22 protein-coding genes and 1 pseudogene are annotated in these 23,187 nt (G+C 71.3%); 8 read left to right on the forward strand and 15 right to left on the reverse strand.

Features of this window, described 5'->3' with window-relative positions; genetic code table 11:
• Positions 1-60: 60 nt before the first annotated feature.
• From AC5DRG_RS08150 to AC5DRG_RS08170, 5 genes are all read right to left on the reverse strand, one after another.
• Positions 61-681, reverse strand: a complete 621-nt coding sequence (locus AC5DRG_RS08150; RefSeq protein ID WP_491809275.1) for a sigma-70 family RNA polymerase sigma factor — start codon at positions 679-681, stop codon at positions 61-63.
• A 208-nt stretch (positions 682-889) separates the two neighbouring features.
• Positions 890-1,576: a hypothetical protein gene (locus AC5DRG_RS08155; protein WP_491809276.1), complete on the reverse strand. Its 687-nt coding sequence runs from the start codon at positions 1,574-1,576 to the stop codon at positions 890-892.
• A gap of 107 nt (positions 1,577-1,683) precedes the next feature.
• Positions 1,684-2,202, reverse strand: coding sequence for a copper chaperone PCu(A)C (locus AC5DRG_RS08160; protein ID WP_491809278.1), 519 nt, complete (start codon positions 2,200-2,202; stop codon positions 1,684-1,686).
• On the reverse strand, positions 2,199-4,472 hold the full coding sequence (locus tag AC5DRG_RS08165; RefSeq protein ID WP_491809280.1) for a heavy metal translocating P-type ATPase: 2,274 nt from the start codon (positions 4,470-4,472) through the stop codon (positions 2,199-2,201). The genes AC5DRG_RS08160 and AC5DRG_RS08165 overlap by 4 nt, the downstream gene beginning before the upstream one ends.
• Positions 4,472-4,687, reverse strand: a complete 216-nt coding sequence (locus AC5DRG_RS08170) for a hypothetical protein (RefSeq protein WP_491809282.1) — start codon at positions 4,685-4,687, stop codon at positions 4,472-4,474. Before AC5DRG_RS08170 ends, AC5DRG_RS08165 begins: the two co-directional genes overlap by 1 nt.
• Before the next feature lie 175 nt (positions 4,688-4,862).
• On the opposite strand from AC5DRG_RS08170, the gene AC5DRG_RS08175 reads away from it, so the two are divergent.
• The 3 genes from AC5DRG_RS08175 to AC5DRG_RS08185 all read left to right on the forward strand — a co-directional run bounded on the left by AC5DRG_RS08175 (position 4,863) and on the right by AC5DRG_RS08185 (position 7,570).
• Entirely contained in the window at positions 4,863-5,270 is a 408-nt protein-coding gene (locus tag AC5DRG_RS08175) for a CoA-binding protein (protein WP_491809284.1), read from the forward strand.
• Positions 5,271-5,357: 87 nt separating this feature from the next.
• Positions 5,358-6,335 carry a formylglycine-generating enzyme family protein gene (locus AC5DRG_RS08180; protein ID WP_491809286.1) on the forward strand — a complete coding sequence of 326 codons (978 nt, stop codon included), beginning with the start codon at positions 5,358-5,360 and terminating at the stop codon, positions 6,333-6,335.
• Complete coding sequence (locus tag AC5DRG_RS08185) at positions 6,332-7,570, forward strand: 4-hydroxybenzoate 3-monooxygenase (RefSeq protein ID WP_491809288.1); 1,239 nt, start codon at positions 6,332-6,334, stop codon at positions 7,568-7,570. The genes AC5DRG_RS08180 and AC5DRG_RS08185 overlap by 4 nt, the downstream gene beginning before the upstream one ends.
• 9 nt (positions 7,571-7,579) lie before the next feature.
• On the opposite strand, the gene AC5DRG_RS08190 is transcribed toward AC5DRG_RS08185, so the two are convergent.
• Both AC5DRG_RS08190 and AC5DRG_RS08195 read right to left on the reverse strand, forming a co-directional pair.
• Entirely contained in the window at positions 7,580-8,137 is a 558-nt protein-coding gene (locus AC5DRG_RS08190) for a YbaK/EbsC family protein (RefSeq protein ID WP_491809290.1), read from the reverse strand.
• 56 nt (positions 8,138-8,193) lie between these two features.
• Complete coding sequence (locus AC5DRG_RS08195) at positions 8,194-8,775, reverse strand: helix-turn-helix domain-containing protein (protein ID WP_491809292.1); 582 nt, start codon at positions 8,773-8,775, stop codon at positions 8,194-8,196.
• 115 nt (positions 8,776-8,890) lie between these two features.
• On the opposite strand from AC5DRG_RS08195, the gene AC5DRG_RS08200 reads away from it, so the two are divergent.
• A complete protein-coding gene (locus AC5DRG_RS08200; RefSeq protein WP_491809294.1) occupies positions 8,891-9,751 on the forward strand; it encodes an EamA family transporter in 861 nt (286 codons plus the stop codon).
• Position 9,752: 1 nt separating this feature from the next.
• Here AC5DRG_RS08200 and AC5DRG_RS08205 read toward each other — a convergent pair whose 3' ends face one another.
• Complete coding sequence (locus AC5DRG_RS08205; protein ID WP_491809296.1) at positions 9,753-10,550, reverse strand: acyltransferase; 798 nt, start codon at positions 10,548-10,550, stop codon at positions 9,753-9,755.
• 75 nt (positions 10,551-10,625) lie between these two features.
• Between AC5DRG_RS08205 and AC5DRG_RS08210 the strand changes: the two genes are divergently transcribed.
• The gene (locus tag AC5DRG_RS08210) at positions 10,626-11,153 is read left to right on the forward strand and encodes a gamma carbonic anhydrase family protein (RefSeq protein WP_491809298.1); all 528 of its coding nucleotides are present in this window, start codon (positions 10,626-10,628) and stop codon (positions 11,151-11,153) included.
• A gap of 84 nt (positions 11,154-11,237) precedes the next feature.
• Here the strand turns inward: AC5DRG_RS08210 and AC5DRG_RS08215 are convergent, their stop codons facing one another.
• The 3 genes from AC5DRG_RS08215 to AC5DRG_RS08225 form a co-directional block, all read right to left on the reverse strand.
• Entirely contained in the window at positions 11,238-11,882 is a 645-nt protein-coding gene (locus tag AC5DRG_RS08215) for a DedA family protein (protein ID WP_491809300.1), read from the reverse strand.
• Positions 11,883-11,978: 96 nt separating this feature from the next.
• Entirely contained in the window at positions 11,979-14,468 is a 2,490-nt protein-coding gene (locus AC5DRG_RS08220) for a beta-glucosidase family protein (protein ID WP_491809302.1), read from the reverse strand.
• 119 nt (positions 14,469-14,587) lie between these two features.
• Entirely contained in the window at positions 14,588-16,426 is a 1,839-nt protein-coding gene (locus AC5DRG_RS08225; RefSeq protein WP_491809304.1) for a ricin-type beta-trefoil lectin domain protein, read from the reverse strand.
• A gap of 403 nt (positions 16,427-16,829) precedes the next feature.
• Here AC5DRG_RS08225 and galU point away from each other — a divergent pair, with 403 nt between their 5' ends.
• Positions 16,830-17,780, forward strand: a complete 951-nt coding sequence (gene galU / locus AC5DRG_RS08230; RefSeq protein WP_491809306.1) for a UTP--glucose-1-phosphate uridylyltransferase GalU — start codon at positions 16,830-16,832, stop codon at positions 17,778-17,780.
• Positions 17,781-17,857: 77 nt separating this feature from the next.
• Here galU and AC5DRG_RS08235 read toward each other — a convergent pair whose 3' ends face one another.
• Entirely contained in the window at positions 17,858-18,295 is a 438-nt protein-coding gene (locus AC5DRG_RS08235) for a DUF4442 domain-containing protein (RefSeq protein ID WP_491812992.1), read from the reverse strand.
• A gap of 101 nt (positions 18,296-18,396) precedes the next feature.
• Between AC5DRG_RS08235 and AC5DRG_RS08240 the strand changes: the two are divergent.
• A pseudogene (locus tag AC5DRG_RS08240) lies at positions 18,397-18,609 on the forward strand (MFS transporter); the annotation flags it as partial.
• 16 nt (positions 18,610-18,625) lie between these two features.
• On the opposite strand, the gene AC5DRG_RS08245 reads toward AC5DRG_RS08240, so the two are convergent.
• Together AC5DRG_RS08245 and tuf are read right to left on the reverse strand one after the other, a co-directional pair.
• Positions 18,626-19,471, reverse strand: coding sequence for a spermidine synthase (locus AC5DRG_RS08245; RefSeq protein ID WP_491809308.1), 846 nt, complete (start codon positions 19,469-19,471; stop codon positions 18,626-18,628).
• Positions 19,472-19,570: 99 nt separating this feature from the next.
• The gene (gene tuf, locus AC5DRG_RS08250) at positions 19,571-20,740 is read right to left on the reverse strand and encodes an elongation factor Tu (protein WP_491809310.1); all 1,170 of its coding nucleotides are present in this window, start codon (positions 20,738-20,740) and stop codon (positions 19,571-19,573) included.
• A 380-nt stretch (positions 20,741-21,120) separates the two neighbouring features.
• Here tuf and AC5DRG_RS08255 point away from each other — a divergent pair, with 380 nt between their 5' ends.
• Positions 21,121-21,894: a TVP38/TMEM64 family protein gene (locus AC5DRG_RS08255; protein WP_491809312.1), complete on the forward strand. Its 774-nt coding sequence runs from the start codon at positions 21,121-21,123 to the stop codon at positions 21,892-21,894.
• 7 nt (positions 21,895-21,901) lie between these two features.
• Here AC5DRG_RS08255 and AC5DRG_RS08260 read toward each other — a convergent pair whose 3' ends face one another.
• A complete protein-coding gene (locus tag AC5DRG_RS08260; RefSeq protein WP_491809314.1) occupies positions 21,902-23,071 on the reverse strand; it encodes a thiolase family protein in 1,170 nt (389 codons plus the stop codon).
• Between the last annotated feature and the right edge of the window lie 116 nt (positions 23,072-23,187).

The following is a 23,187-nucleotide window of genomic DNA, read 5'->3' on the forward strand; positions in this document are numbered from 1 at the left end:
CCCCCTCTGGGGGAGGGCGTGCCAGACCCCGCGTCTGCGACAGGATCCGCCGGACAGGCCCTAGGCGGCCAGGACCGGGGATTCCTGGCTCTCGGCGTCGGCCAGCAGGTCCGTCAGGGTCGCCCGGGCACGGGCCACGCGGGAGCGGACGGTGCCGATGGGGCAGTCGCTCGCCTCGGCCGCCTCCGTGTACGGGAGGCCGAGCAGTTGGGTGAGGACGAACGCCTCACGCCGCTCGGCGGGCAGCGCCTCCACCAGGTCGAGGAGCGCGACGCCCTCGTCGAAACCCGGCAGTCCGTGCGGCTGGGCGAGCTCGACGGCCAGCTGCCAGTCCGCCACGTCGGACAGACGCGGCCGGGCGGCGGCGTAGCGGTAGCTGTCGACGACCGCGCGGCGGGCGATGGACAGCAGCCAGGAACGTGCCGAGGAGCGGCCCTCGAACCGGTGCAGGCTGCCGAGCGCCCGCAGGAAGGTGTCCTGGGCGAGATCGTCGACGGCCTGGGGGTCGCCGCAGAGGTGGGCGACGTACCGCTGGACGTCCCGGTGCAGGGCGCGCACGAAGTGCTCGACCGCGTCCGGGTCACCGCCGCGGGCGGCGAGCGCCCAGGCCGTTATCGACTCGTCCGCGACGGTCGCCGCCTCGGTTTTCGCCCGCGAGGCGGGCAGGGCAGGAGTGATCACCTGGTGTCCTTCTCGGGTCCTCCGGCTCCGACGGCCGCGCGTGGGCACAGCGGTACGGGGTCCGGTGAGGGGGATACGGCCGTACTACGCCTGTGCGGGCGTATGACGCCTGTGCGGGCGTAAGACGCCTGTGCGGGCGTACGGCCGAGGCCCGAGGGGCGCATGGGCCGCCTCGGGTTGCCGGCTGTCGTCGGACGCGTCGGAGGTTTCAGACGGGTCGGATGACGACAGCGGTCCCCAGGGGTGGGCCCCGAGTGGTGATCGTGTGGACGAGGAGGCGAAGGCGCGGCGCCCGTTCCGAGCGGCGACGGCGTGGCCGTGGGCGCGGCCGGTGCGGCGGGGCGGGGATCGCGAGCAGCAGCCGCAGGGGCGCGGCCAGCCATCCGCCGACCGCACGCAGGATGCGGAACGCGGCGCGTTCGCCGTGGGCGAGCCACAGCCCGCAGAGCAGGGCGGCCACCAGGTGCGCGGCGAACATGCCGAACGACGACGCACCGCTGATGAGCCGACCCACCTCGGACATGTATCCCATGCCCATATGCCCCGTATCCATGGAATTCACGGAATCCATGTGTACCGAGCCCATGTGCGTCGAGCCCATGCCATGGCTCGCGGAACTCATGCCCATGGCTGCCGTGGCCCCGGACTGTGCGAGGGAGAACGCCGAGTGGAGAACCGTCTGGGCGACGACCACGACGAACACGATCAGTGGAAGGCCACGTTCACGCGCCGCCAGAGACCAGCCCAGCGCGCCGGTCACCACAGCCCCGCCCGCCAGCGTCCAGGAGGACACATGGTCTCCGGACATCAGGACGTGGCCCAGGGCGGCGAGCAGCACACAGACGGCCGCGAACACCGCGGCGCGCACTGCGCGCGAACACCACCCTGCTGTCATGACCTGATCCTTGCATCCAGGCATCCCCCGTCAGGCGGGGGTACGGAAATTGCCCCCGATCCACACTCAGCTCATAACCTGTGACAGGAACCACACATAGCTCACCGTCATCCGCGTTCGCTCGGCCGGATCACCACGGCGATGGTGTTGACCTCCCCGCTGTACCGGAAGTGCAGCGTGAACCGCACGAGGCTGCCGGCCTGCCATCCCTCCTTGGCCCGCAAGGTCACATCCAGGCCGTGCGCGGACATGGAGAGGTCACCGTGGGCGGGTACGGCGGCCGAGTCCACGTCGGCCCGGTAGGCGGCCCCGCCGTCCGTGGTGCTGTGCCGGCTGAGCGTGATCTCGCCCGCCACGGCGGAGGACGTCACCGCGACCAGCCGATCCTCCGCGTCACCGCCGTTGGAGATCTCGAAGAAGGCCGCGGTGCTCCTGCTGTCACCGAACGGCAGGAACACCCGCCCGTTCCCCACACTGATGCGGGGCGGGCTGCCGGCCGCACCGGTGCCGACCCAGGTGGTCAGGCCGCCCAGGGCGAGGCTGCACGCGGCGACGGGCGCGATCGCGGCGAGCAGGGTGTCGGTCAGCCGACGTCGTGAGGGGCGCCAGGGGTGTTGTTCGCTCATCGGGTACGGCTCCGTCCTCGCGTCGGCTGCCAGGCGCGCAGCCGCAGGCTGTTGCAGACCACCAGCAATGAGCTCACCGACATCGCCGCCGCGGCGAGCATCGGGTTGAGCTGGCCCACCATGGCGAGGGGCACGGTCACGACGTTGTAGCCGAAGGCCCAGACGAGGTTGACGCGGATCGTGCCCAGGGTGCGGCGGGCGAGCCGGACCGCGTCCGCGAGGGCCTCGATGTCGCCGCGCACCAGGGTCACGTCGGCGGCCCCGATGGCCACGTCGGTGCCGCTGCCCATGGCGATACCGAGGTCGGCGCAGGCGAGGGCGGCGGCGTCGTTGACACCGTCGCCGACGACCGCGACCCGGCTGCCTTCCCCCCTCAACCGCCGTACGAGGTCGGCCTTTTCGCCGGGTGTGCGGCGGGCGTGCACCTCGTCGATGCCGAGCGCGTCGGCGACGGCCCGGGCGGGTGCCTCCCGATCACCGGTGGCCAGGACCAGGTGCACACCGAGGCCGCGCAGCCGGTGGACGGCAGGGTAACTTCCCGGCCGTACGACGTCCCCGACCTCGATCAGCGCCTCGGCCGCACCGTCCGCCACGACCACGACCGGCGTGTGCGCGGCGGCCTCCGCCGACGGCAGCGCCTCCGCGAGAGCGGCGGGCAACTCCCCGTCCGGGGCGAGGACTTCGACCATACGGCCCTCGACACGGCCGCGCACTCCTCTGCCGGGCTCCGCACTGAAGCCGGTCACCTCGGGCAGCGGGCTGTCTGGCCCCGAGCGGCGCGCGTACGAGGCGATCGCCCGCCCCAGCGGATGCTCGGAGCCCTGCTCCACGGCCCCGGCGAGCCGCAGCACCGCCTCGCGGCCGAGCCCGTCCGGCACGACGGTGACCCGGGCGACGGTCATGTGCCCGGAGGTGAGGGTGCCGGTCTTGTCCAGGACGACGGTGTCGATGTGCTGGAGCCCCTCCAGCGCCTGCGGACCGCGTACCAGGACGCCGAGTTGGGCACCGCGGCCGGTCGCGGCCATCAGCGCGGTCGGTGTCGCCAGACCCAACGCGCAGGGACAGGCCACGACAAGCACGGCGACACACGCGGTGACCGCCGTCTGCGGGGCGGCCCCGGCGCCGATCCAGAACCCGAGCACGGTCACGGCGAGGGACAGCACCACCGGTACGAAGACACCGGCCACCGAGTCGGCCAGCCGCTGCGCCCGCGCCTTGCCCGCCTGAGCCTCCGTCACCAGCTGGGTGATCCGGGCGAGTTGGGTGTCGGCGCCGACCGCCGTGGCCCGCACATGCAGCAGCCCGCCGGCGTTGACGGCCCCGCCGACCACCGCCGACCCCGGCCCGACCTCGACGGGATCGCTCTCCCCGGTGACCAGGGACAGGTCCACGGCGGAACTGCCCTCCACCACCTCCCCGTCGGTGGCCACGCGCTCTCCGGGGCGCACGACGAAGACCTGTCCGAGCCCCAACTCCTCGATGGGGACGAGCCGTTCGACCCCGCCCTCGCGTACGGCCACCTCCTTGGCGGCGAGCCCCGCCAGCGACCGCAGCGCGGCCCCGGTGCCGCGCCGGGCCCGCGCCTCCAGGAACCGCCCGGCCAGCACGAACAGCGGTACGCCGACGGCCGCTTCGAGATAGATGTGCGCGGTGCCGTCCGAGGCGGAGGGCACCAGACTGAACGGCATCCGCATCCCCGTCTCGCCCGCACCCCCGAGGAACAGCGCGTACGCCGACCACGAGAAGGACGCCGCCACGCCCAGCGAGACCAGGGTGTCCATGGTCGCCGCCGAGTGCCGCAGACCGCGCCGGGCCCGGGTATGGAACGGCCACGCACCCCACACCGCGACCGGCGCGGCCAGCACGAAGCACAGCCACTGCCAGTTCCGGAACTGCCACGCGGGCACCATCGACAGCACGAGCACCGGCACCGCGAGCAGCGCGGTGACCATCAGCCGCTCACGCTCGCGGCGCGCGTCCTCGGACACGTCCCCCTCGCCCCCTTCGTCTCCGCCGCGGTCGGCGCGTGCCCGGGGAGGCTCGGGAATCGCTGCCGTGTACCCGGCCTTCTCGACGACCGCGACGAGTTCGTCGGGCCGGATGTGCGGCGGATGGCTCACTCGGGCACGCCCGGTGGCCAGATTGACGGTGGCCGCGACCCCGTCGATCTTCGCCAGCCGTTTCTCGACGCGCGTGACACAGGCCGCGCAGGTCATCCCGCCGACGGTCAGATCCGTCGTCACCACAGCGGCCACCGACTCGGCGCCCATCAGCCGCCTCCCTCATGTCCGTGTTCGGTATCGCCGCTGCCGCCGCCGTCCGTGCCTCCACCGCTGGTACCGGTGGTGCTGTGCAGTCCGGGCGCGACGGGACCGGAGGCGGTACCGACGGCGTACGACACCCCGAAGAGGATCGTCAGGAGCAGAAGGAAGCCGCAGAGCGCGGGAGGCGGGAGCGGCTCGGAAGTGTGTCGGGACTCGTCCATCACGGTTCAGGGGTCGGATCCGCCACGGGCCGAGTTCCGGAACGACTCCGTGACGCGCGTCACGCCGATGATCCGCGCGGTCTGCCGGGGAACCGGGGAATCACCGCCAGGCACGAGCTGTTGCTCGTGAACACACGACGTGACACCTGATGCAGTCATCCCTAGGAGGCCGACCGTGTACGGCGACCCGGCAACGATCCGCAAGATCCTCACGGAGCTCGGCGACACCTGGGCGATCGTCGGCCTCTCGACCAACCAGCGCCGCGCGGCCTACGGTGTCGCGGACGTCCTGCAGCGCTACGGCAAGCGCATCGTCCCCGTCCACCCGAAGGCCGAGACGGTCCTCGGCGAGAAGGGTTACCCCTCCCTCTCCGAGGTCCCCTTCGACATCGACGTGGTGGACGTGTTCGTCAACAGCGCCCTGGCCGGCCCCATCGCCGACGAGGCCACCGCCGTCGGCGCCAAGGCCGTCTGGTTCCAGCTCGACGTCATCGACGAGCCGGCGTATGACCGCACCCGGGCAGCGGGCCTGGACATGGTGATGGACGTCTGCCCGGCGATCGAGATCCCGCGCCTCGGTTAGGCGAACAGGACGTACCTTTTGAAGCCGGCGTGGGCGAGTTCGCTGGTCACACTCCGTTCATGTCATCAGGTCCCGAAGGAAGAACCGATGCCCGAGTCCTCGTCGCCCGCTCGCTGCTGCATGCCGTCGGGAGGTGGTCGGGCCGAGCCGTTGGGGATTCTGCCGACGCCGGCCAGGCGGGCGGGAGGTTCCGCGGAGGGCATGGTGTCGCTGCCCGGCGGGGAGTTCCTGATGGGGGCCGAGGACGCCGAGGGGTTTCCGGCGGACGGCGAGGGGCCTGTACGGGCGGTCTCGCTGGCGCCGTTCCGTATCGATGCCCATGCCGTGAGCAACGAGCGGTTCGCCGCCTTCGTCGAAGACACCGGGCATGTGACCGACGCCGAGCGCTTCGGCTGGTCATACGTCTTCGCCGGTTTCCTGACCGGTGAGCTGCGGCGCGGTGCACCGCGCCCCGAGGGCACCCCCTGGTGGTGTGCCGTCGAGGGGGCGGTCTGGAACCGGCCGGAGGGGCCCGGCAGTTCGGTCGACGAGCGCGCCGACCATCCGGTGGTGCACGTGTCCTGGAGTGACGCGGCGGCCTACGCGGCCTGGGCGGGGAAGCGGCTGCCGACCGAGGCGGAGTGGGAATGTGCGGCTCGGGGCGGGTTGAGCGGGGCGCGTTATCCGTGGGGGGACGAGCTGGATCAGGGCGGTGAGTACCGCTGCAACATCTGGCGCGGGAACTTCCCCGCCAAGAACACCGCCGCCGACGGCTATCGCGGGACCGCCCCCGTGGACGCGTTCGAGCCGAACGGCTTCGGCCTGTACAACACGTCCGGCAATGTCTGGGAGTGGTGCGCCGACTGGTGGAGCACCGAGCACGGCACCGCCCACCCGCTGGTCTCCCCCACCGGCCCGGCGACCGGCACGAACAAGGTGATCCGGGGCGGCTCCCACATGTGCCACCGCTCCTACTGCAACCGGTACCGCGTCGCCGCCCGCAGTGCCAACACCCCGGACAGTTCGAGCGGCCACACGGGCTTCCGCTGTGCCCAGGACGGCGGCGACGACATAATGCCGGGGTGACCTCTGCTTCCCCCCACCCGAACTCCTACCCTTCCAACTCGCCCTCCCCACAACGCTTTCCGGTCGTCATAATCGGCGCCGGACCCGCCGGGCTCACCCTCGGGAACATCCTGCGGGCCGCCTCCGTCGACTGCGTGGTGCTGGAGGCGGAGACCAGGGAGTTCATCGAACAGCGGCCGCGGGCCGGCGTCATCGAGGAGTGGGCGGTACGCGGCCTCGAACAACGGGGCCTGGCCGCCAACCTGTTGGAGCGGGCGCAACTGCACTCCGAGTGCGAGTTCCGGTTCGGCGGGCAGCGATACCGGTTCCCGTACACGGAGCTGACGGGTACTCACCACTACGTGTATCCACAGCCGTTGCTGGTGACGGACCTGGTGCGCGAGTACGCGGACGTGCGGGGCGGAGCGATCCGGTTCGGCGTGCGGGACGTAGAGCTGCACGACACGGACTCGGACCGGCCGTCGGTGTCGTACACCGACCCGGAGAGCGGTCAACGGCAGGTCCTGCACTGCGACTTCGTCGCGGGGTGCGACGGCGCGCGCGGGGTGTCGCGGGCCGCGCTGCCGCCGGAGCGGGCCCGGATCGCGCGGCAGGACTACGGCATCGGCTGGCTGGCGCTGCTCGCGGAGGCGCCGCCGTCCTCCGACTGCGTCATGTTCGGCATCCATCCTCGCGGGTTCGCCGGGCACATGGCGCGCAGCCCCGAAGTGACCCGCTATTACCTGGAGTGCGCGCCGGGCGACGACCCGGAGAACTGGTCGCACGACAGGGTCTGGACGGAGCTCCAGCAGCGGCTCGCGGCCTCGGACCGGCCCCCGCTCACCGAGGGCCGGCTGATCGAGAAGCGCGTGCTCGACATGCACAACTACGTGGTCGAGCCCATGGTGTTCGGGCGGCTCTTCCTGGCCGGCGACGCCGCCCACCTCACCGCACCCATAGCGGCGAAGGGCATGAACCTCGCCCTGCACGACGCCTTCCTGCTCGGCGACGCGCTCGTCGCGTACCTCACGAAGGGCGAAACCGGCGGTCTTGACGGGTACTCGGAGGCTTGTCTGAGCCGGGTGTGGGACTACCAGGAGTTCTCGGAGTGGCTGTCCGGCGTGTACCACGGGGCCTCGTCGGGCGACCCGTACCGCGCGGGCACCACCCTCGCCCGGCTGCGCCGCCTGTTCACCTCGTCGGCCGCCGGAGCCGCCTTCGCGGAGCAGTACCTGGGCAAGGAGTCGGGTTACTGACGTCCCGCCTCAGGCCACGCCCAGTCCCTCCAGCGCGACGGCGCCCGGCAGTTCGGCGAACGCCTTCCCCGGCACCAGCAGCTTGCCGCGCCGGCGTCCGCTGCCGACCAGGACGTAGGGCAGGTCGACGACCGCCGAGTCCACCAACACCGGCCAGTCGGCGGGCAGTCCGATCGGGGTGATGCCGCCGTACTCCATTCCGGTCTCCCCGGTCGCCGTGTCCATCGAGGCGAACGAGGCCTTGCGGGCGCCGAGTTGGCGGCGCACCACGCCGTTCACGTCGACCCTGGTGGTGGAGAGCACGACGCACGCGGCGAGCGTCGTCTCGCCGCCGCGCTTGCCCGCCACGACCACACAGTTCGCCGACTGCTCAAGCAGTTCCCGGCCGTAGTGCTCCACGAAGACGGCGGTGTCGGCCCATTGGGGGTCGGTGTCGACGTGGATGATCTGGTCGGCGGGGACGCTGCCGCGCCAGTCGCGTACGGCGTCGGAGACCGGGCCGACGAGCTCGTCGAGGCAGTCCGGGGCGGGCGTGACGGTGTCGAAGTGTCCGATGGGTGCGCGCATGACGGCACGCTAACAGCCACACGGAAGCCGCCGAAAAGGCATCCGCCGTCCGCCCGTCAGGCGTCCCGCCCCACAGGCGGCACCGACACCGCCATCACCATCTCCATCGGTACGTCGCCCTCGTTGCCGTACGTATGCGGGGTGTTGGCCTCGAAGGAGGCGCTCGCGCCTGACGGGACGCGGTACTTCACGCCGTCGACCGTGAGGGTCAACTCCCCCGCGGTGACGTGGACGAGTTCCACCGTGCCGACGGGGTGCGGGTCCGACAGGCTACTGTCGCCGGGCATCAGCAGCCAGTCCCACATCTCCAGCGGACCCGGGGCCTCGGTGCCCGCCAGGAGCCGGTTGTAGCTGCCCGCCTTTGTGTCCCACAGGCGGACGGCCTGGTCGGCGGGGACGATGCGGACCTGCGGGCCCTGCTCGTAGTCGAGCAGTGTGGTGATGCTGATGCCGAGCGCGTCGCCGATCTTCACGACCGTGCCGATGCTGGGGTTGGTGCGGGCCTGCTCGATCTGGATGAGCATGCCGCGGCTGACTCCGGCGCGTGCGGCGAGCGCGTCGAGCGTGAAGCCGCGCTCGGTGCGCCAGCGCTTGACGTTGCGCGCCAGGGACTGGGTCAGCAGGTCGAGGTCCGACACGTTCCGTCCAAAATTCTCGTCATGCTCGTCCAATATTATGGATGACAGTGTTCACTGCATTGAACTATGGTGTGATGCACCTGATCGTTCACTGAACTGTACTGCGAGGCGACCCGTGACAGCATTCTTCGCCCTGGCCACCAGCCTCCTGTGGGGCCTGGCCGACTTCGGCGGCGGGCTGCTGACACGACGAACCCCGGCGCTGACGGTGGTCGTGGTCTCCCAGGGGATCGCGGCCGTCGTGCTCGGCGCGATCGTGGTCGCCACCGGCGGCTGGAGCGAGGCCGGCCCGATGCTGTGGTTCGCCGTCGCCGCCGGACTCGTGGGGCCAATCGCCCTGCTCTCCTTCTACAAGGCGCTCGCCCTCGGCCCGATGGGGGTCGTCTCCCCGCTGGCCACCCTGAGCGTCGCCGTCCCCGTCGGCGTGGGGCTGGTCTTCCTGGGCGAGCGGCCCGGCCTGGTGCAGTTCGCGGGCATCACGGTCGCCGTCCTCGGAGTCGTCCTGGCCGGCGGTCCGCAACTGCGCGGCGCCCCCGTGCAGCGCCAGGCGATCCTGCTCACCCTGGTCGCGGCCCTGGGCTTCGGCACGGTGTTCGCGCTGATCGCCGAGGCGTCGACCACCGTCACCGGCCTCTTCCTCGCGCTCTTCGTGCAGCGCCTGGTCAACGTGGCCGGGGGCGCCGCCGCCCTGTACGTCTCCGTGCGGCGGGGCACGCCCGCCCTCCCCGCGGGCGGCTTCCCCTGGAGTTCGCTGCCGGCGCTCGCCTTCGTCGGGCTCGCGGACGTCGCCGCGAACGGCACCTACTCGGTCGCCGCCCAGCACGGGCCGGTCACGGTGGCGGCGGTCCTCGCCTCCCTCTACCCGGTGGTGACCGCCCTGGCCGCGCGCGGCTTCCTCAGCGAGCGACTCCGCGCCGTCCAGGCGGCGGGCGCGGGCCTCGCCCTGGTCGGCACGCTGCTGCTCGCGACCGGCTGAGTCAGCCCTCGACGTCCAGCTCGGCGAGCCGGGCGGCGCCCTCTTCGTCCAGCCCGGCCAGCGCCAGCAACTGGTCCGGCGTCACGCCCTCCGGTATCGGCACCGGGGCCGGGGTCCTGAGCGGCGGCTGCCAGCCCTCGGCGGGAGTCCAGCGCCGTACGACGCGTGCGGGCGCGCCCGCGACCACGGCATGGTCGGGCACCACACCTCGTACGACCGCACCGGCCGCCACCACGACGTTCCGCCCGATCCGCGCCCCCGGGAGGATCACCGCGCCCGTGCCGATCCAGCACCCCGGGCCGATCTCGACCGGTTCCATCCGCGGCCACTGCTTGCCGATGGGCTCGTGCGGATCGTCGTAGGAGTGGTTCGTGGAGGTGACGTAGACGTACGGGCCGAAGTAGCAGTCGCTGCCGATGGTGACCGTCGTGTCGGCGATGACGTGGCTGCCGCGGCCGAGGACGACGCCGTCGCCGATGCGCAGGATCGGGTCGGGGCCGAGGTCGAGGTCGGGCATCAGGCCGGCGGTCAGGGTGACCTGTTCACCGACGATGCAGTGGGCGCCGATGTGGATCCAGGGTTCGCCGAAGACGGTGCCCAGCGGGAAGGCGAGTCTGGTACCTGTTCCCATCGCGCCGAAGGCGAAGCGGCCGGGATGCTCCGCCGTGACGGACCCCGTGCGCTGCACCCATGCCCAGCCCGCATGGACGGCGCTCTGCGCGAGGCGACGCCGCCATGATGAGAACGTGTTCTTGCGCTTGGGCACGTGGTCACCGTACTCAGCGTAGGGAGCCCTCATGAGGTGCAGGGCCTGTGATCTTCGCCCTACATGGTGGCGTACGGTGCGTGCTGTATCGACGACGAGGAGAGGGCAATGTCGCACAAGGCGTTGATCACGGGTATCGGCGACAGAGAACCGAAGATCGACGGGGAGGCCTTCGTGGCACCCACCGCGTCGGTCATCGGCGACGTGACACTGGAGGCCGGGGCGAGCGTCTGGTACGGCGCCGTGATCCGCGGTGACGTCGAGCGGATCTCCGTCGGCGCGCAGAGCAACATCCAGGACAACTGCACGTTGCACGCCGACCCGGGGTTCCCTGTCAGCATCGGTGAGCGCGTCTCCGTCGGCCACAACGCGGTGGTCCACGGGGCGACCGTCGGGGACGACTGCCTGATCGGGATGGGCGCGACGGTGTTGAACGGCGCGGTGATCGGGGCGGGATCGCTGGTGGCGGCGCAGGCGTTGGTGCCGCAGGGGATGCAGGTACCGCCGGGTTCACTGGTGGCGGGCGTGCCAGCGAAGGTGAAGCGAGAACTGACGGAGGAGGAGCGTCAGGGAGTCACCCTGAACGGAACGCACTACGCGAACTTGGCGAAGGCTCACCAGGAAATCCACGAGTAGTGCAGCCCACCCAGGGGCGCGGGGCTGTGTCGATATGCGGCTCCACCGCAGGGGCGCGACCAGCCACTCAACCCGCGCCCGAAGTCAGTCAGTAGCCCCCACGGTCTCCGCCTCACGCACATCACCCTGCACCTTCTTGGCCTTGCGCTTCAGTACCAGCATCGACGTCAAGCCGATCAGTACCGCCAGCACCAGCCCCAGCCACGAGAAGCGCTTCAGCCAGGACTCCGCGACCACACCGACGTAGTAGATGACGGCTGTCGTCCCGCCGGCCCAGATGATGCCGCCGAGGACGTTGGCGATCAGGAACTTCCAGTACGGCATGCGCAGTACGCCCGCCAGAGGGCCGGCGAAGATCCGCAGCAGGGCGACGAAGCGGCCGAAGAAGACGGCCCACATGCCCCACTTCTCGAAGGACTTCTCGGCGGTGGCGATATGGCCCTCGCTGAAGTGCCTGGGGAACTTCGCCCCGAGCCACGCCAGCAGTGGGCGCCCGCCCTTGCGGCCGATGGCGTAGCCGATCGAGTCGCCGACGACCGCACCGACGACGGCGCAGGCGCCGAGGATGACGGGGTTGATGCCCTCGTGCTGGGAGGACAGCAGCGCCGCCGAGACCAGGATGATCTCGCCCGGCAGCGGGATGCCCAGGCTCTCCAGGCCGATGACCAGGCCCACCAGCGCGTAGATGGCGACCGCGGGTACCGTCTCTAGCCATTCCTGGACGTGCAACGCCGGTTCCTCCCGATTCACGTACTTGCTTTCCCGGCGTGCGCCCGACTCTCGTCCGGGCGTACGCCGGGAAGCCTACCTCGGCGGCCCCGCGAGCTAGCCGCTTACCTCCGCGCTCGTCCGCAGCCGCAGGTCACCCGACGACGCCCCGATCCACACATCGCGACGCCCGGTACCCAGCACCCAGTCGTGCCGCCCCGGATCCCACGAGGACAGAGTGCGCGCATCGACGTGCACGGTGACCCGCCTCCACTCCCCCACTCCGAGGGCGAGTCGCCGATAGCCGCCCAACACCCGCACCGCTTGGTCGAGTTGAAGGTCCGGGGAGGGCCCGACATACACCTGCGGCACGTCGACGCCCGCACGCCACCCGGTGTTGCGGACGGCGAAGCTCACGTCGAGTCCGCCGTCGCGCCGGGTCACCGACAGTTCCTCGTAGGAGAAGGAGGTGTACGACAGTCCGTGGCCGAAGGGGAAAAGTGGCCGCACTCCCTCCGCGTCGTACCAGCGGTGGCCGACGTGGATGCCCTCCGAGTACTCCTCGGTGCCCTTCACGCCCGGGTAGCGGAGAGGGTCCCCGGCGACCGGGTGGTGGGTGTCGTCGACCGGGAAGGACTGGGTGAGCCGGCCGCCGGGGTCGCTGTCGCCGAACAGGACGGCGGCGGTGGCGGCGGCGCCCTCCTGGCCGGGGTAGTACATCTGGAGCACCGCTCCGGTGCTCTCCAGCCAGGGCATCGACGTCGACGACGAGGTGTTGAGGACGACCGTGGTGCGCGGGTTGGCCGCCGTGACCGCCTCGATCAGCTGGGCCTGGTGGCCGGGGAGCGCGATGGTCTTGCGGTCCTGGCCCTCGGTGGCGTCCTCGTAGGCGAACAGAACGACGCTGTCGGCGGCGCCCGCCACCCGGACGGCCTCGGCGACGTCCCGCGCGCGGGTCGCGCCGGTGATGTGCCGCAGCCGGAAGAGCTGTCCGGCGTCGCCGCCCTGCGCGGTGATCTCCAGTTTGTGTGCGCCCGGGGTGAGTTTCAGGGTCTTGCGCCGCACGGAGAGGCCGTCGGGCGCGGTGTTGACCAGGGCGCCGATGAACCACTCGCCGTAGCCGGGCGTCACCGGGAAGAGGTTGACGCCATCGAGCAGGACCTTGGGGCGGAGCGCGACCGCGGCCGAGTAGTGGATGACGAAGGTCCACTCGTCGGCGTCGGCGACGGTGAGCGTCCCGTCGTACGTCCACGTCTGTCCACCGCCGACGCCCTGTCCCTCCGTGTCGAAGGCGGTGTCGGAGCCGGTGTCGAGCGCGGTCGCGGGCAGCGGTTTGCCGTAGATGTCCTCGCCGAGGGCGTACGTCACCTCGGCGGCGAATCCCGCGCGGGATCTGATGGCGTCGAGGGGGCTGTCGGCGTGGTCGGGGACGACATGGGCGCTGCCGCCGCCGCTGACGAAGGGGACGGTGCCGGTCGGGCCGATCACCGCGATGTCGCCGCCGGTCAGGGGGAGGGTGTCGGCCTCGTTGCGCAGCAGGGTCGCGCCCGCCTTGGCAACCTCAAGAGCGACGGACGCGCCCGCCTTGGCGTCGCGGGCGGGGCGCTCGGGCGTGCTGCCGTCGAGGAGCCCGAAGCGGTCCATGACGGTGAGGATGCGGCGTACGGCGGTGTCGATGTACGCCTCGGGCACGCTGCCGTTCTCGACGGCGGTCTTCAGTGCGGCGCCGAAGTAGACGTCGTTCGGCATCTCCATGTCGAGGCCCGCGGTGATCGCGGCGACGGTGCTGTGGGCGGCGTGCCAGTCGGTCATCACCCAGCCTTCGAAGCCCCAGCGCTCGCGCAGGATGTCGGTGAGCAGGGTCTTGTTCTCGCAGGCGAAGGCGCCGTTGACCTTGTTGTAGGCGCCCATCACCGCACCGACGCCGGCCTCCACGGCGGCCTCGAAGCCGCGCAGTTCGGTCTCGTGCATCGTCTGTTCGTCGACGCGTACGTCGATGGTGGTGCGGTACTTCTCCTGGTTGTTCAGCGCGTAGTGCTTGACGGTCGCGATGAGCCCCTCGCCCTGGATGCCCTCGATCTCGGCGGCGACGAGGTGGGAGGAGAGCAGCGGGTCCTCGCTGAAGGTCTCGAAGTTGCGGCCCGCGTACGGGGTGCGGATGAGGTTGACCATCGGCGAGAGCAGGACGTCCTGACCGAGCGCGCGGCCCTCGTGTCCGATGACCTGGCCGTAGCGGCGGGCGAGGTCGGGGTCGAAGGCGGAGGCGAGCAGGACGGGGGCGGGCAGTGCGGTGGCGTGCTCGATGACGCGGACGCCGGCCGGTCCGTCGGCGAGCCGCAGCGGGGGGATGCCGAGGCGGGTGGCCCCGGGGATGTGGCCGGCCTGGCCGAGCGCCTTGGGGTCGGTGGTGCCGTGCAGCAGGGAGATCTTCTCGTCGAGGGTGAGAGCGGCGACGAGTCCTTCGACGCGCGGGCCCGCCCCGGCACCCGGCCTGTCCTGCGCGTAGGCGCGCGACGGCGGGGTGAGACCGCTGGTGGCCGCCGTGGCGACGGCGATGGCGGCACCCAGCAGACTCAGGGCGGATCGCCGGGAGACAGTGTCGGTCATGGGCCGTCACTCCTTCGTTCGTCCTGACCGCACTATGCGACAGAACGGACTTGACGACCCGTTAGGCACCACCGACCCCCCGGGAAAAACAGGGCCGCGGCCGACCCCGCGTCAACCGTCTAGGGGAGCGCGGACACGAGGGTCGACTCAAGGCCGGTGACTCCCGTGACCACATCCCCCACGGCCGAGGTCACGCCACCCACGACATCGCCGACGGGAGCCTGCGGCTCGGCGGGCTCGTCCTCGCCGGCACCACCGACCTGCACGGTCCTCGTGTCGTACTGCTCCCCCTGCTCCCCGGACTCCCGCCGGGGCGCCTCACCCCCGGGCGCCTGCGGAGCGTCGCTCTCCGGTTCCCCCTCCTCGGAGCGCCCCTCCTGTGACGGCCGCACCGAGTCACCCGGCGCCTCGCTCTCCTCCCCCTGGCTCTTCTTCTCCTGCCCGGTGCCCCCGGCGGCGTCGACCTCGGAATCGAACAGCCACCGCTGCCCCGCGGACCCGTCCCGGTCCGTGACGACCACGCTCCCCTTCTCTCCGGGCGCGACGACCAGTCCCTCCTGCCGGCGGAGCAGGAGTTCACCACGGACGGTCAGGTCGAAGCGCACCTCACCGGTGTGCACCAGGCAGCCCGCCAGGACGACCGTCCCCTCCCCGGTGTCGGCGTCCAGACAGAGGGTGGGTGCGGCCAGGCTGCGCAGCAGCCCGTCGCTCTCGTACGACCACTGCTGCGAACCGGCGGACGAGCATGCCGCCAGTACGGCCCCGGCACTGGCCTCGGCCCGGCCGCCCCGGAGGTCGAGGCACAGGCCGGCGACCTCGCTCCGCAGCCGGCCTCGCGCGACGAGGCCGGAGTAGGCCGCGGAGGCGGACGAGGGCTCGGATCCGGCGCTCGGCTTGACGGTGCTGACGCTGGGCGCACCCCACGTGGCGTCCGGCGCGGGAACACTGTTGTCCTCGGACCAGCCCTTGGCGACAAGCACGGTCGCGAGGAGCGCGAGGGAGGTCAGCCCCACCCCCACGGCCAGGGCCTTCGTGCGTCTTCCGGAGGCGGCGAGCAGGCCGGCCGGCTCGGGGCGGTGGCGTCCGCCCGGCCGGGGGCGGACGATCTGGGGCCGTGGCTGTGGCCGCGCGGTCCCGCCGCGGCCCGGGCGCGAGTCGAGGTAACGCCGGGCGCCCCAGCCGAGCACGGTCTCGGCCAGCAGGTCTTCCAGGCCGCCCTCGAAATGGCTGAGCTGCTCGGCCGCGTGACGGCAGTGCCGGCACTCCATGAGGTGCCGTTGGACATCGGGCAGCAGGGCCCCGCCCCGGCGAATCGGGACGTCGAGAAGGCGGTTGTAGAAGCGGCATTCCGGGGAGGGCGCGAGTTCCCGGTGGGCCGCGACACAACCGGTACGGAATTGTTCACGCGCCCGCTCCAGCGCCGCCGACGCGGTACCGGCATCGACGCCCAACAGACCCGCCGGTACGGATATGGCATCCGCCTCGACCGCCGTGTGCCACAGCAGGCATTGGGATGCGCCCGGCAGGGCCTGGAAAGCGCGTTCTGCGAGGCGCCGCCTTTCGGGCGTCACGGACCTGGCCGCGCGCAGTCCACGGCCGCCGGTGGGTTTCCGAAGTTCCGGCAACAGAGCGGAAATCCGGTCCTCGGCGGCCCACTCCTTGACCATGTTCCGTACGGCCACGAGGAGTTGGGGACGCAAGGCCCCCCTCGCCGCCCGATGGGCGAGCACGTGATGGAACGCGGCGGCGGCCACCATCTCCGCCGAACTCCCGGAGGCGGCAAGACAGATGACCGAGTAGTCGTACGTCGCCTGCCAGTGCCGCGCCATCAGCAGCGCGACGGCGCTGTCGTCCCCGTCCGTACCACCGAGCCGCGCCAGGAGATTGCGGTCGGAATCCCCGGGGCTCGATCCGGGGCGGGGCGGGTAGGGCGGGCGCGGAGGGTACGGGGATTGCACTGAACCATTTCCTTCCAAGCCTCCGGACGGCAGGAGAATTGCGCGCCCGTCGGAAAGCAGGTGCGTGATTGGTGCATACCTATGAGATGTCAGAAACCGCGAAAGGGGCTTGTGACCTTTGCCTTCTCACGGGGAGGCTCACCCTCGCACATGGGTCTCACAGGAAACAAGGAGTTCGAGTGACCGATGTTCAAAACGGAGTGAATTCAGATCTGTTACCGACGGTATCCGCACCCGCATTCGAAAATCGCCCGGAGTGGAGCCATCAACTTGTGTGCACGGAAGACCCGTTGGCACACGAAACCTTCAACTTCCCGGCGCCGCCGGGCCACCCGCCGGGCCCACAGCCGCCTCCCACGTTTCTCCCCGCGCGCTCACATCCGAATCCGTGAACATGACGCCCATGAGCGTCCCCCACACCTCATCGACCCAGAGTCCTGTCCGCACGGTGCGCAAGGCGGTCGTCCCGGCCGCCGGTCTCGGCACCCGGTTCCTGCCCGCGACGAAGGCGACCCCGAAGGAGATGCTGCCGGTCGTCGACAAACCCGCCATCCAGTACGTCGTCGAGGAGGCCGCGCAAGCCGGCCTGGACGACATCCTGATGGTCACCGGCCGGCACAAGCGGGCCATCGAGGACCACTTCGACAACGCCTTCGAACTGGAACAGGCCCTCGCCGCCAAGGGCGACACCGTACGGCTGGACGCCGTGCGCGACCCCGCCCGGCTTGCCGACATCCACCACATCCGCCAGGGCGACCCCCTCGGCCTCGGCCACGCGGTGCTGTGCGCCCGCCACCACGTCGGTGACCAGCCCTTCGCCGTACTCCTCGGCGACGACCTCATCGACCCGCGCGAGACGCTGCTCAGCCAGATGCTCGACATCCGCGACCGGTACGACGGCAGCGTGATCGCCCTGATGGAGGTCCCCCCGGAACAGGTTCACCTCTACGGCTGCGCGGCCGTCGAGGCGACCGACGAGGACGGCGTCGTACGCGTCACCGGCCTGGTGGAGAAGCCGTCGCGCGAGGACGCCCCCGGCAACTACGCGGTCATCGGCCGCTACGTCCTCGACCCCGAGATCTTCGACACCCTGGAGCGCACCGAGCCGGGCCGCGGCGGCGAGATCCAGCTCACCGACGCCCTCCAGGTACTCGCCACGGGCGGCACGGTCCACGGCGTGATCTTCGACGGACTGCGCTACGACACCGGCGACAAGGCGGACTACCTGCGCACGGTGGTACGGCTGGCCTGCGAACGCCCGGACCTGGGGCCCGAGTTCACGTCCTGGCTCAAGGGGTTCGTGGCGGAACTCGAAGAGGGCGGGGCGACTCCAGGCCGCCGGCTCGCGGCCTGATCGGCCTCATTCGCACGACGAGGGTCGCGGTCAGGGTCGTACACCCCGACCGCGACCCTCGCACACGCACCGGTCGCTCAGCCGTTGGGCCGGAGCGTCCAGATGACGGTCATCTCGCCGGTCACGGCGCCGTCCTCGCGCTGGATGGCGACGGTCACCGGGAACTCCGGGCGCTTGCCCTCGTCGAGTTCGGCGACGACGTCGGCGGCGGGGCGGCCGAGCGTCGCGGTGGCCCTGACCGGCCCCAGGGCGATCTTCTTGAACGCGATCTCGGCGTTGACCGGGAGCGGCACGGCACGGGAGAGCTGGTCGCCGAACGCGGCCAGCACGATCGCCCCGCTGGCCGACTCGCCGAGGGTGAACATGGCTCCGGCGTGCGGCCCACCGACGTGGTTGCGGTACTCGCTCTGGTCCGGGAGGGCCAGGACGGCCTTCTCCGGGGTGGTCTCCAGGTACTCCAGGTTCAGGGTCCGAACCATCGGCACCGTGGCGGCGAGCAACTCGCCGATCGACATCTGGTCTGCGCTCATGACGGCCACGTTACCCACGAGTAGCATCGCTGGCCAGAGCCGGGGACGGTTTGCCAAGTCACAGGTGGGGCGGCGGTGGTCGGCCGGTGCCCTCCGCCGACTCCTTCATACGCCGCCGCCGACCCGCCTGGGCGAGCCGGAACTACAGCCTGCTGACCACCTCGGCCGTCGTCACGAACCTCGGCAGCAACGGTGCGCTGATCGGCGGCGCGGTCGCGGACCGCCTCCCCCGGCACCACGTCCTGGTCGCGGCCAACGCCCTCAACTGCCTCTCGCAGGCCGCGTTCGCGGCGCTGGTCGGGCGCCGGGTGCGGCTCAGCCGATACCGAAGGCGCCGTCGGGGGGCTCGGGTGACGGTACGGCGTCCTCGTCGCCCACGGGCCGCGCGCCGCCGATGAACTCCCGCAGCGCGGGCCCGTGCTCCACCCGTGCCGGAAAGGCGTCGGAGGCCGTGCGTCGGGCCAGGGCCGCCGTGTCGACGGGGTGGTGGGCGGCGACAAGCACCGCGTTGCCGAACCGGCGTCCGCGCAGCACGCCCGGTTCCGCGATCAGCGCCAGCTCCTCGAACACCGTGGCGAAGTTGGCGAGTTGGGAGCGCAGGAAGGCGAAGGGCGCGGCGTCGGCGAGGTTGGCCAGGTAGACGCCGCCGTCCCGCAGCACCCGCCCGGCCTCCCGGGCGTAGGCGACGGATGTGAGATGCGCCGGGATCCGGGATCCGCCGAACACGTCGGCGACGACGACGTCGGCCGAGTCCGCGGGCGCGGCTTCCAGCCAGGCCCGCGCGTCCGCCCCGTGCAGGGCGATGCCGGCCCCCTCCGCGAGCGGGAGGTGCTCGACGACCAGCTCCAGCAGACCCGCGTCGGCCTCGACGACGTCCTGGCGGGACCCCGGCCGGGTCGCCGCCACGTACCGGGGCAACGTGAGCGCACCCCCGCCGAGGTGCAGCACGTCCAGCGGACGCCCCGCCTCGGCGACGATGTCCAGCACATGCCCGAGCCGCCGCGCGTACTCGAACTCCAGATACGTGGGCTCGTCCAGATCGACATACGACTGCGGCGCCCCGTCGACGGTCAGCAACCAGGCCCGCTTCCGATCGACGTCGGGCATCAACTTGGCGGTGCCGAAGGAGACGGCGCGGGTAACGGGTATGGCTTCGTTCACCCTGCAATTGTGCCCGGGCAGAGACGCCCCTTCAGGGGCGCGGGGAACTGCGCGACCAGCCACAGCCGACCGGCAGTCCCCCACACACCCGAGCCACCCTCACTCGACGGCGGTCACGGTCCCCGCCCCCACGGTCCGCCCACCCTCACGGATGGCAAACCCGAGCCCCAGCTCAAGAGGCACCTCACGCCCCAACTCCACCGTCATGGTGACGGTCTCACCGGGCCGCGCGACGGCCACCTCACCGAGGTCCACATCCCCGACCACATCCGCGGTACGGATGTAGAACTGCGGCCGATACCCGGTCGACACCGGCGTCGTACGGCCCCCCTCACGCGTCGACAGCACATACACCTGCGCCGAGAACCGCCGGCTGGGCACCACACTCCCCGGCACGACGACCACATGCCCCCGCCGGACGGAGTCCCTCGGCACCCCGCGCAGCAGCAGCGCCACGTTGTCCCCGGCCTGCGCCTCCTCCATCGGCTTGCCGAAGGTCTCCAGGCCGGTGACCACGGTGTCGACGGAGGCGCCGAGCACTTCGACCCGGTCGCCCACCCGAACCGTGCCCCGCTCGACCGCGCCCGTGACGACCGTCCCCCGGCCGGTGATGGTGAGCACGTTCTCGACCGGCAAGAGGAACGGCGCGTCCAAGTACCGCTCGGGCATGGGCACATACGTGTCCACCGCGTCGAGCAGCGCCTCGACGGACGCCGTCCACCGCGGGTCACCCTCCAGGGCCTTCAGCCCCGAGACCCGTACGACGGGCACGGCGTCGCCGCCGTAGCCCTGCGCGGTGAGCAGCTCACGGACCTCCAGCTCGACGAGGTCGGCCAGCTCCTCGTCGGCCATGTCCGCCTTGTTCAGGGCCACGACGATGTGGTCCACGCCCACCTGCCGGGCCAGCAGGACGTGTTCGGCGGTCTGCGGCATGATCCCGTCGAGTGCGGAGACGACGAGGATCGCCCCGTCCAGCTGGGCGGCCCCGGTGACCATGTTCTTGACGTAGTCGGCGTGGCCCGGCATGTCCACGTGCGCGTAGTGCCGGGTGTCGGTCTCGTACTCGACGTGCGCGATGTTGATGGTGATGCCGCGGAGCGCCTCCTCCGGCGCCCGGTCGATGCGGTCGAACGGCACGAACGTGCCGGAGCCGCGCTCGGCGAGGACCTTGGTGATGGCGGCGGTCAGGGTGGTCTTGCCGTGGTCGACATGGCCCATCGTGCCGATGTTGAGATGCGGTTTCGTGCGGACGTATGCCGTCTTGGGCATGGCGGTACCTCGAAGCCTCTTCAGCGGTACTGAGTGATGGCCCCGGCGCTCGTACGCGGCCGGGACGGGGACCCCGAGTACTTGCCGACCCTCCCCCTGCGGGGTCCGCCGGACAATCCGGAGAGGGTCAGCTTCGGGCGCCGTCGACAGCGGCGACGATGATCGGAACGGCAGCCTTCGGGGCATCCGCGACCGCGGATGCTGCGAGGAGGAAGGCGTACCGGAACATGACTGCGATCATTGCCGACGCTTTGCCCCACGTCGAATGGTTTTTCGCGGGCGCTCCCGGGCCGCGGGGCGCTCCCGCTGTTCCCCTGTCTGTGACGCCGATGAGACGAACCATACGGCGATCACACACACAGGTCGGTTAGTGTCGCCGAATGCTCGATGCCACCACCCGCTCTGGGGGCACCGCCACGGCCACTCCCCCGGCCACCGCCACGGAGCTCGCCGTCGCCGCGCCCGTGGCCGTCTCCACCGGCCTCGCCGCCCGCTGTTCGAGAGCGCTGCTCTCGCCCTGGTCGCGGCTGTCCCTCCTCGTGGTGCTGCTCGTGGCCGCCGCGTCGACCATGCTGCTCTTCGAGCCGCAGAAGCTGATGGCGAACGGCTGGCCGCCCCACGTCGGCGGTACCGCCGCAGTGGTGGTGTTCGCCGTGGCGTACGGGCTGCTCACCGTGGCGTTCGCGCCTCGGCCCCTGCTCAACCTCGCGGCGGGCGCCCTGTTCGGCTCGGCGCTGGGGATCGGGGCGGCGATGGCGGGCACGGTGATCGGCGCCGCGATCTCCTTCGGGCTCGGCCGGTTCCTCGGCCAGGAGGCGCTGCGCCCACTGCTGCGCGGCCGGTGGCTGAAGGCGGCGGACGGGCAGTTCAGCCGGCACGGCTTCCGCTCGATGCTGGCGGTGCGGCTGTTCCCCGGAGTGCCGTTCTGGGCCGCGAACTACTGCGCCGCCGTGTCGCGTATGCGCTGGAGTTCGTTCCTGCTCGCGACGGCGCTCGGGGTCATCCCGAACACCGCCGCGTACGTCGTGGCGGGCGCCCGCGCGTCCGCGCCGACGTCGCCCGCCTTCCTGATCGCGATGGCCTTCATCGCCGTTCCGGCACTGCCGGCCCTGGTGGTGGCGTGGCGCAAGCGCCATCATCTGCGCCGGCGTTGAGGGTCCTTCAGACGCGTTCCAGCACCATCGCGTTGGCGAGCCCGCCCGCCTCGCACATCGTCTGCAGGCCATAGCGGGCGCCGCGCTCCCTCATCGCGTGGACGAGGGTGGTCGTCAGGCGGGTGCCGCTGGCGCCGAGCGGGTGGCCGAGCGCGATCGCGCCGCCGTGGACGTTGACCTTGTCGAGGTCGGCGCCGGTCTCCTGCCGCCAGGCCAGGACCACGCTGGAGAACGCCTCGTTGACCTCGAACAGGTCGATGTCGTCGAGGGACAGATGTGCCCTGCGCAGCACCTTCTCCGTTGCCGGGATGACGCCGGTGAGCATGAGGAGAGGGTCGGAACCGGTCACCGCGAAGCTGTGCAGCCGGGCGAGCGGGCGCAGGCCGAGGCGTGCCGCTGTCTCGCTGGACGTGATGAGCACGGCCGAGGCACCGTCGTTGATCGGGCTGGCGTTGCCGGCGGTCACGTTCCACTCGATCTGCGGGAAGCGCTCGGCGTACGCCGGGTCGTAGTAGGCGGGCTTGAGGCCGGCGAGGATCTCCGTGGTGCTGCCGGGCCGTACGCACTCGTCGCGTGAGGCTCCCTCCAGGGGCGCCACCTGGGCGTCGAAGAGCCCGGCGTCCCAAGCCGCCGCCGCCTTGCCGTGCGAGGAGACCGCGAAGGCGTCCAGCTGATCGCGTGTCATCGACCACTTCGCGGCGATGAGTTCGGCACTGATGCCCTGCGGCACCAGGCCCTCCGGGTAGCGCCCGGCGACACCGGGACCGAAGGGGTCCGTACCGGGAAGCACGCTCGAACCCATCGGCACGCGCCCCATGGACTCCACTCCGCAGGCGACGACCAGGTCGTACGCCCCGGAGATCACACCCTGCGCCGCGAAGTGCACGGCCTGCTGGGAGGAGCCGCACTGGCGGTCCACCGTGGTCGCGGGCACCGACTCCGGGAAGCCCGCCGACAGCACGGCCTGCCGGGTGATGTTGACGGCCTGCTCACCGACCTGGGTGACCGTGCCGCCGATGACGTCGTCGATCATCTCCGGGGCGACGCCGGAGCGCTCGACGAGGGTGCGCAGGGAGTGGGCGAGGAGTTCGACGGGGTGGATGTGCGCGAGGGAGCCGTTCGGCTTGCCCTTGCCTATCGGGGTGCGTACGGCTTCGACGATGACTGCGTCACGCATGGTGCGGGCCTCCACGACTACGAGCCTTCACAACTACGAGCCTTCACAACTACGAGAGCACCTACCAGTGAGTAGGAAATTCAAACTCACCATAGCCCTGTGGGTTGGAAAATCAA

The sequence above is a fragment of the Streptomyces sp. JLBG701 genome, from assembly GCF_058544905.1.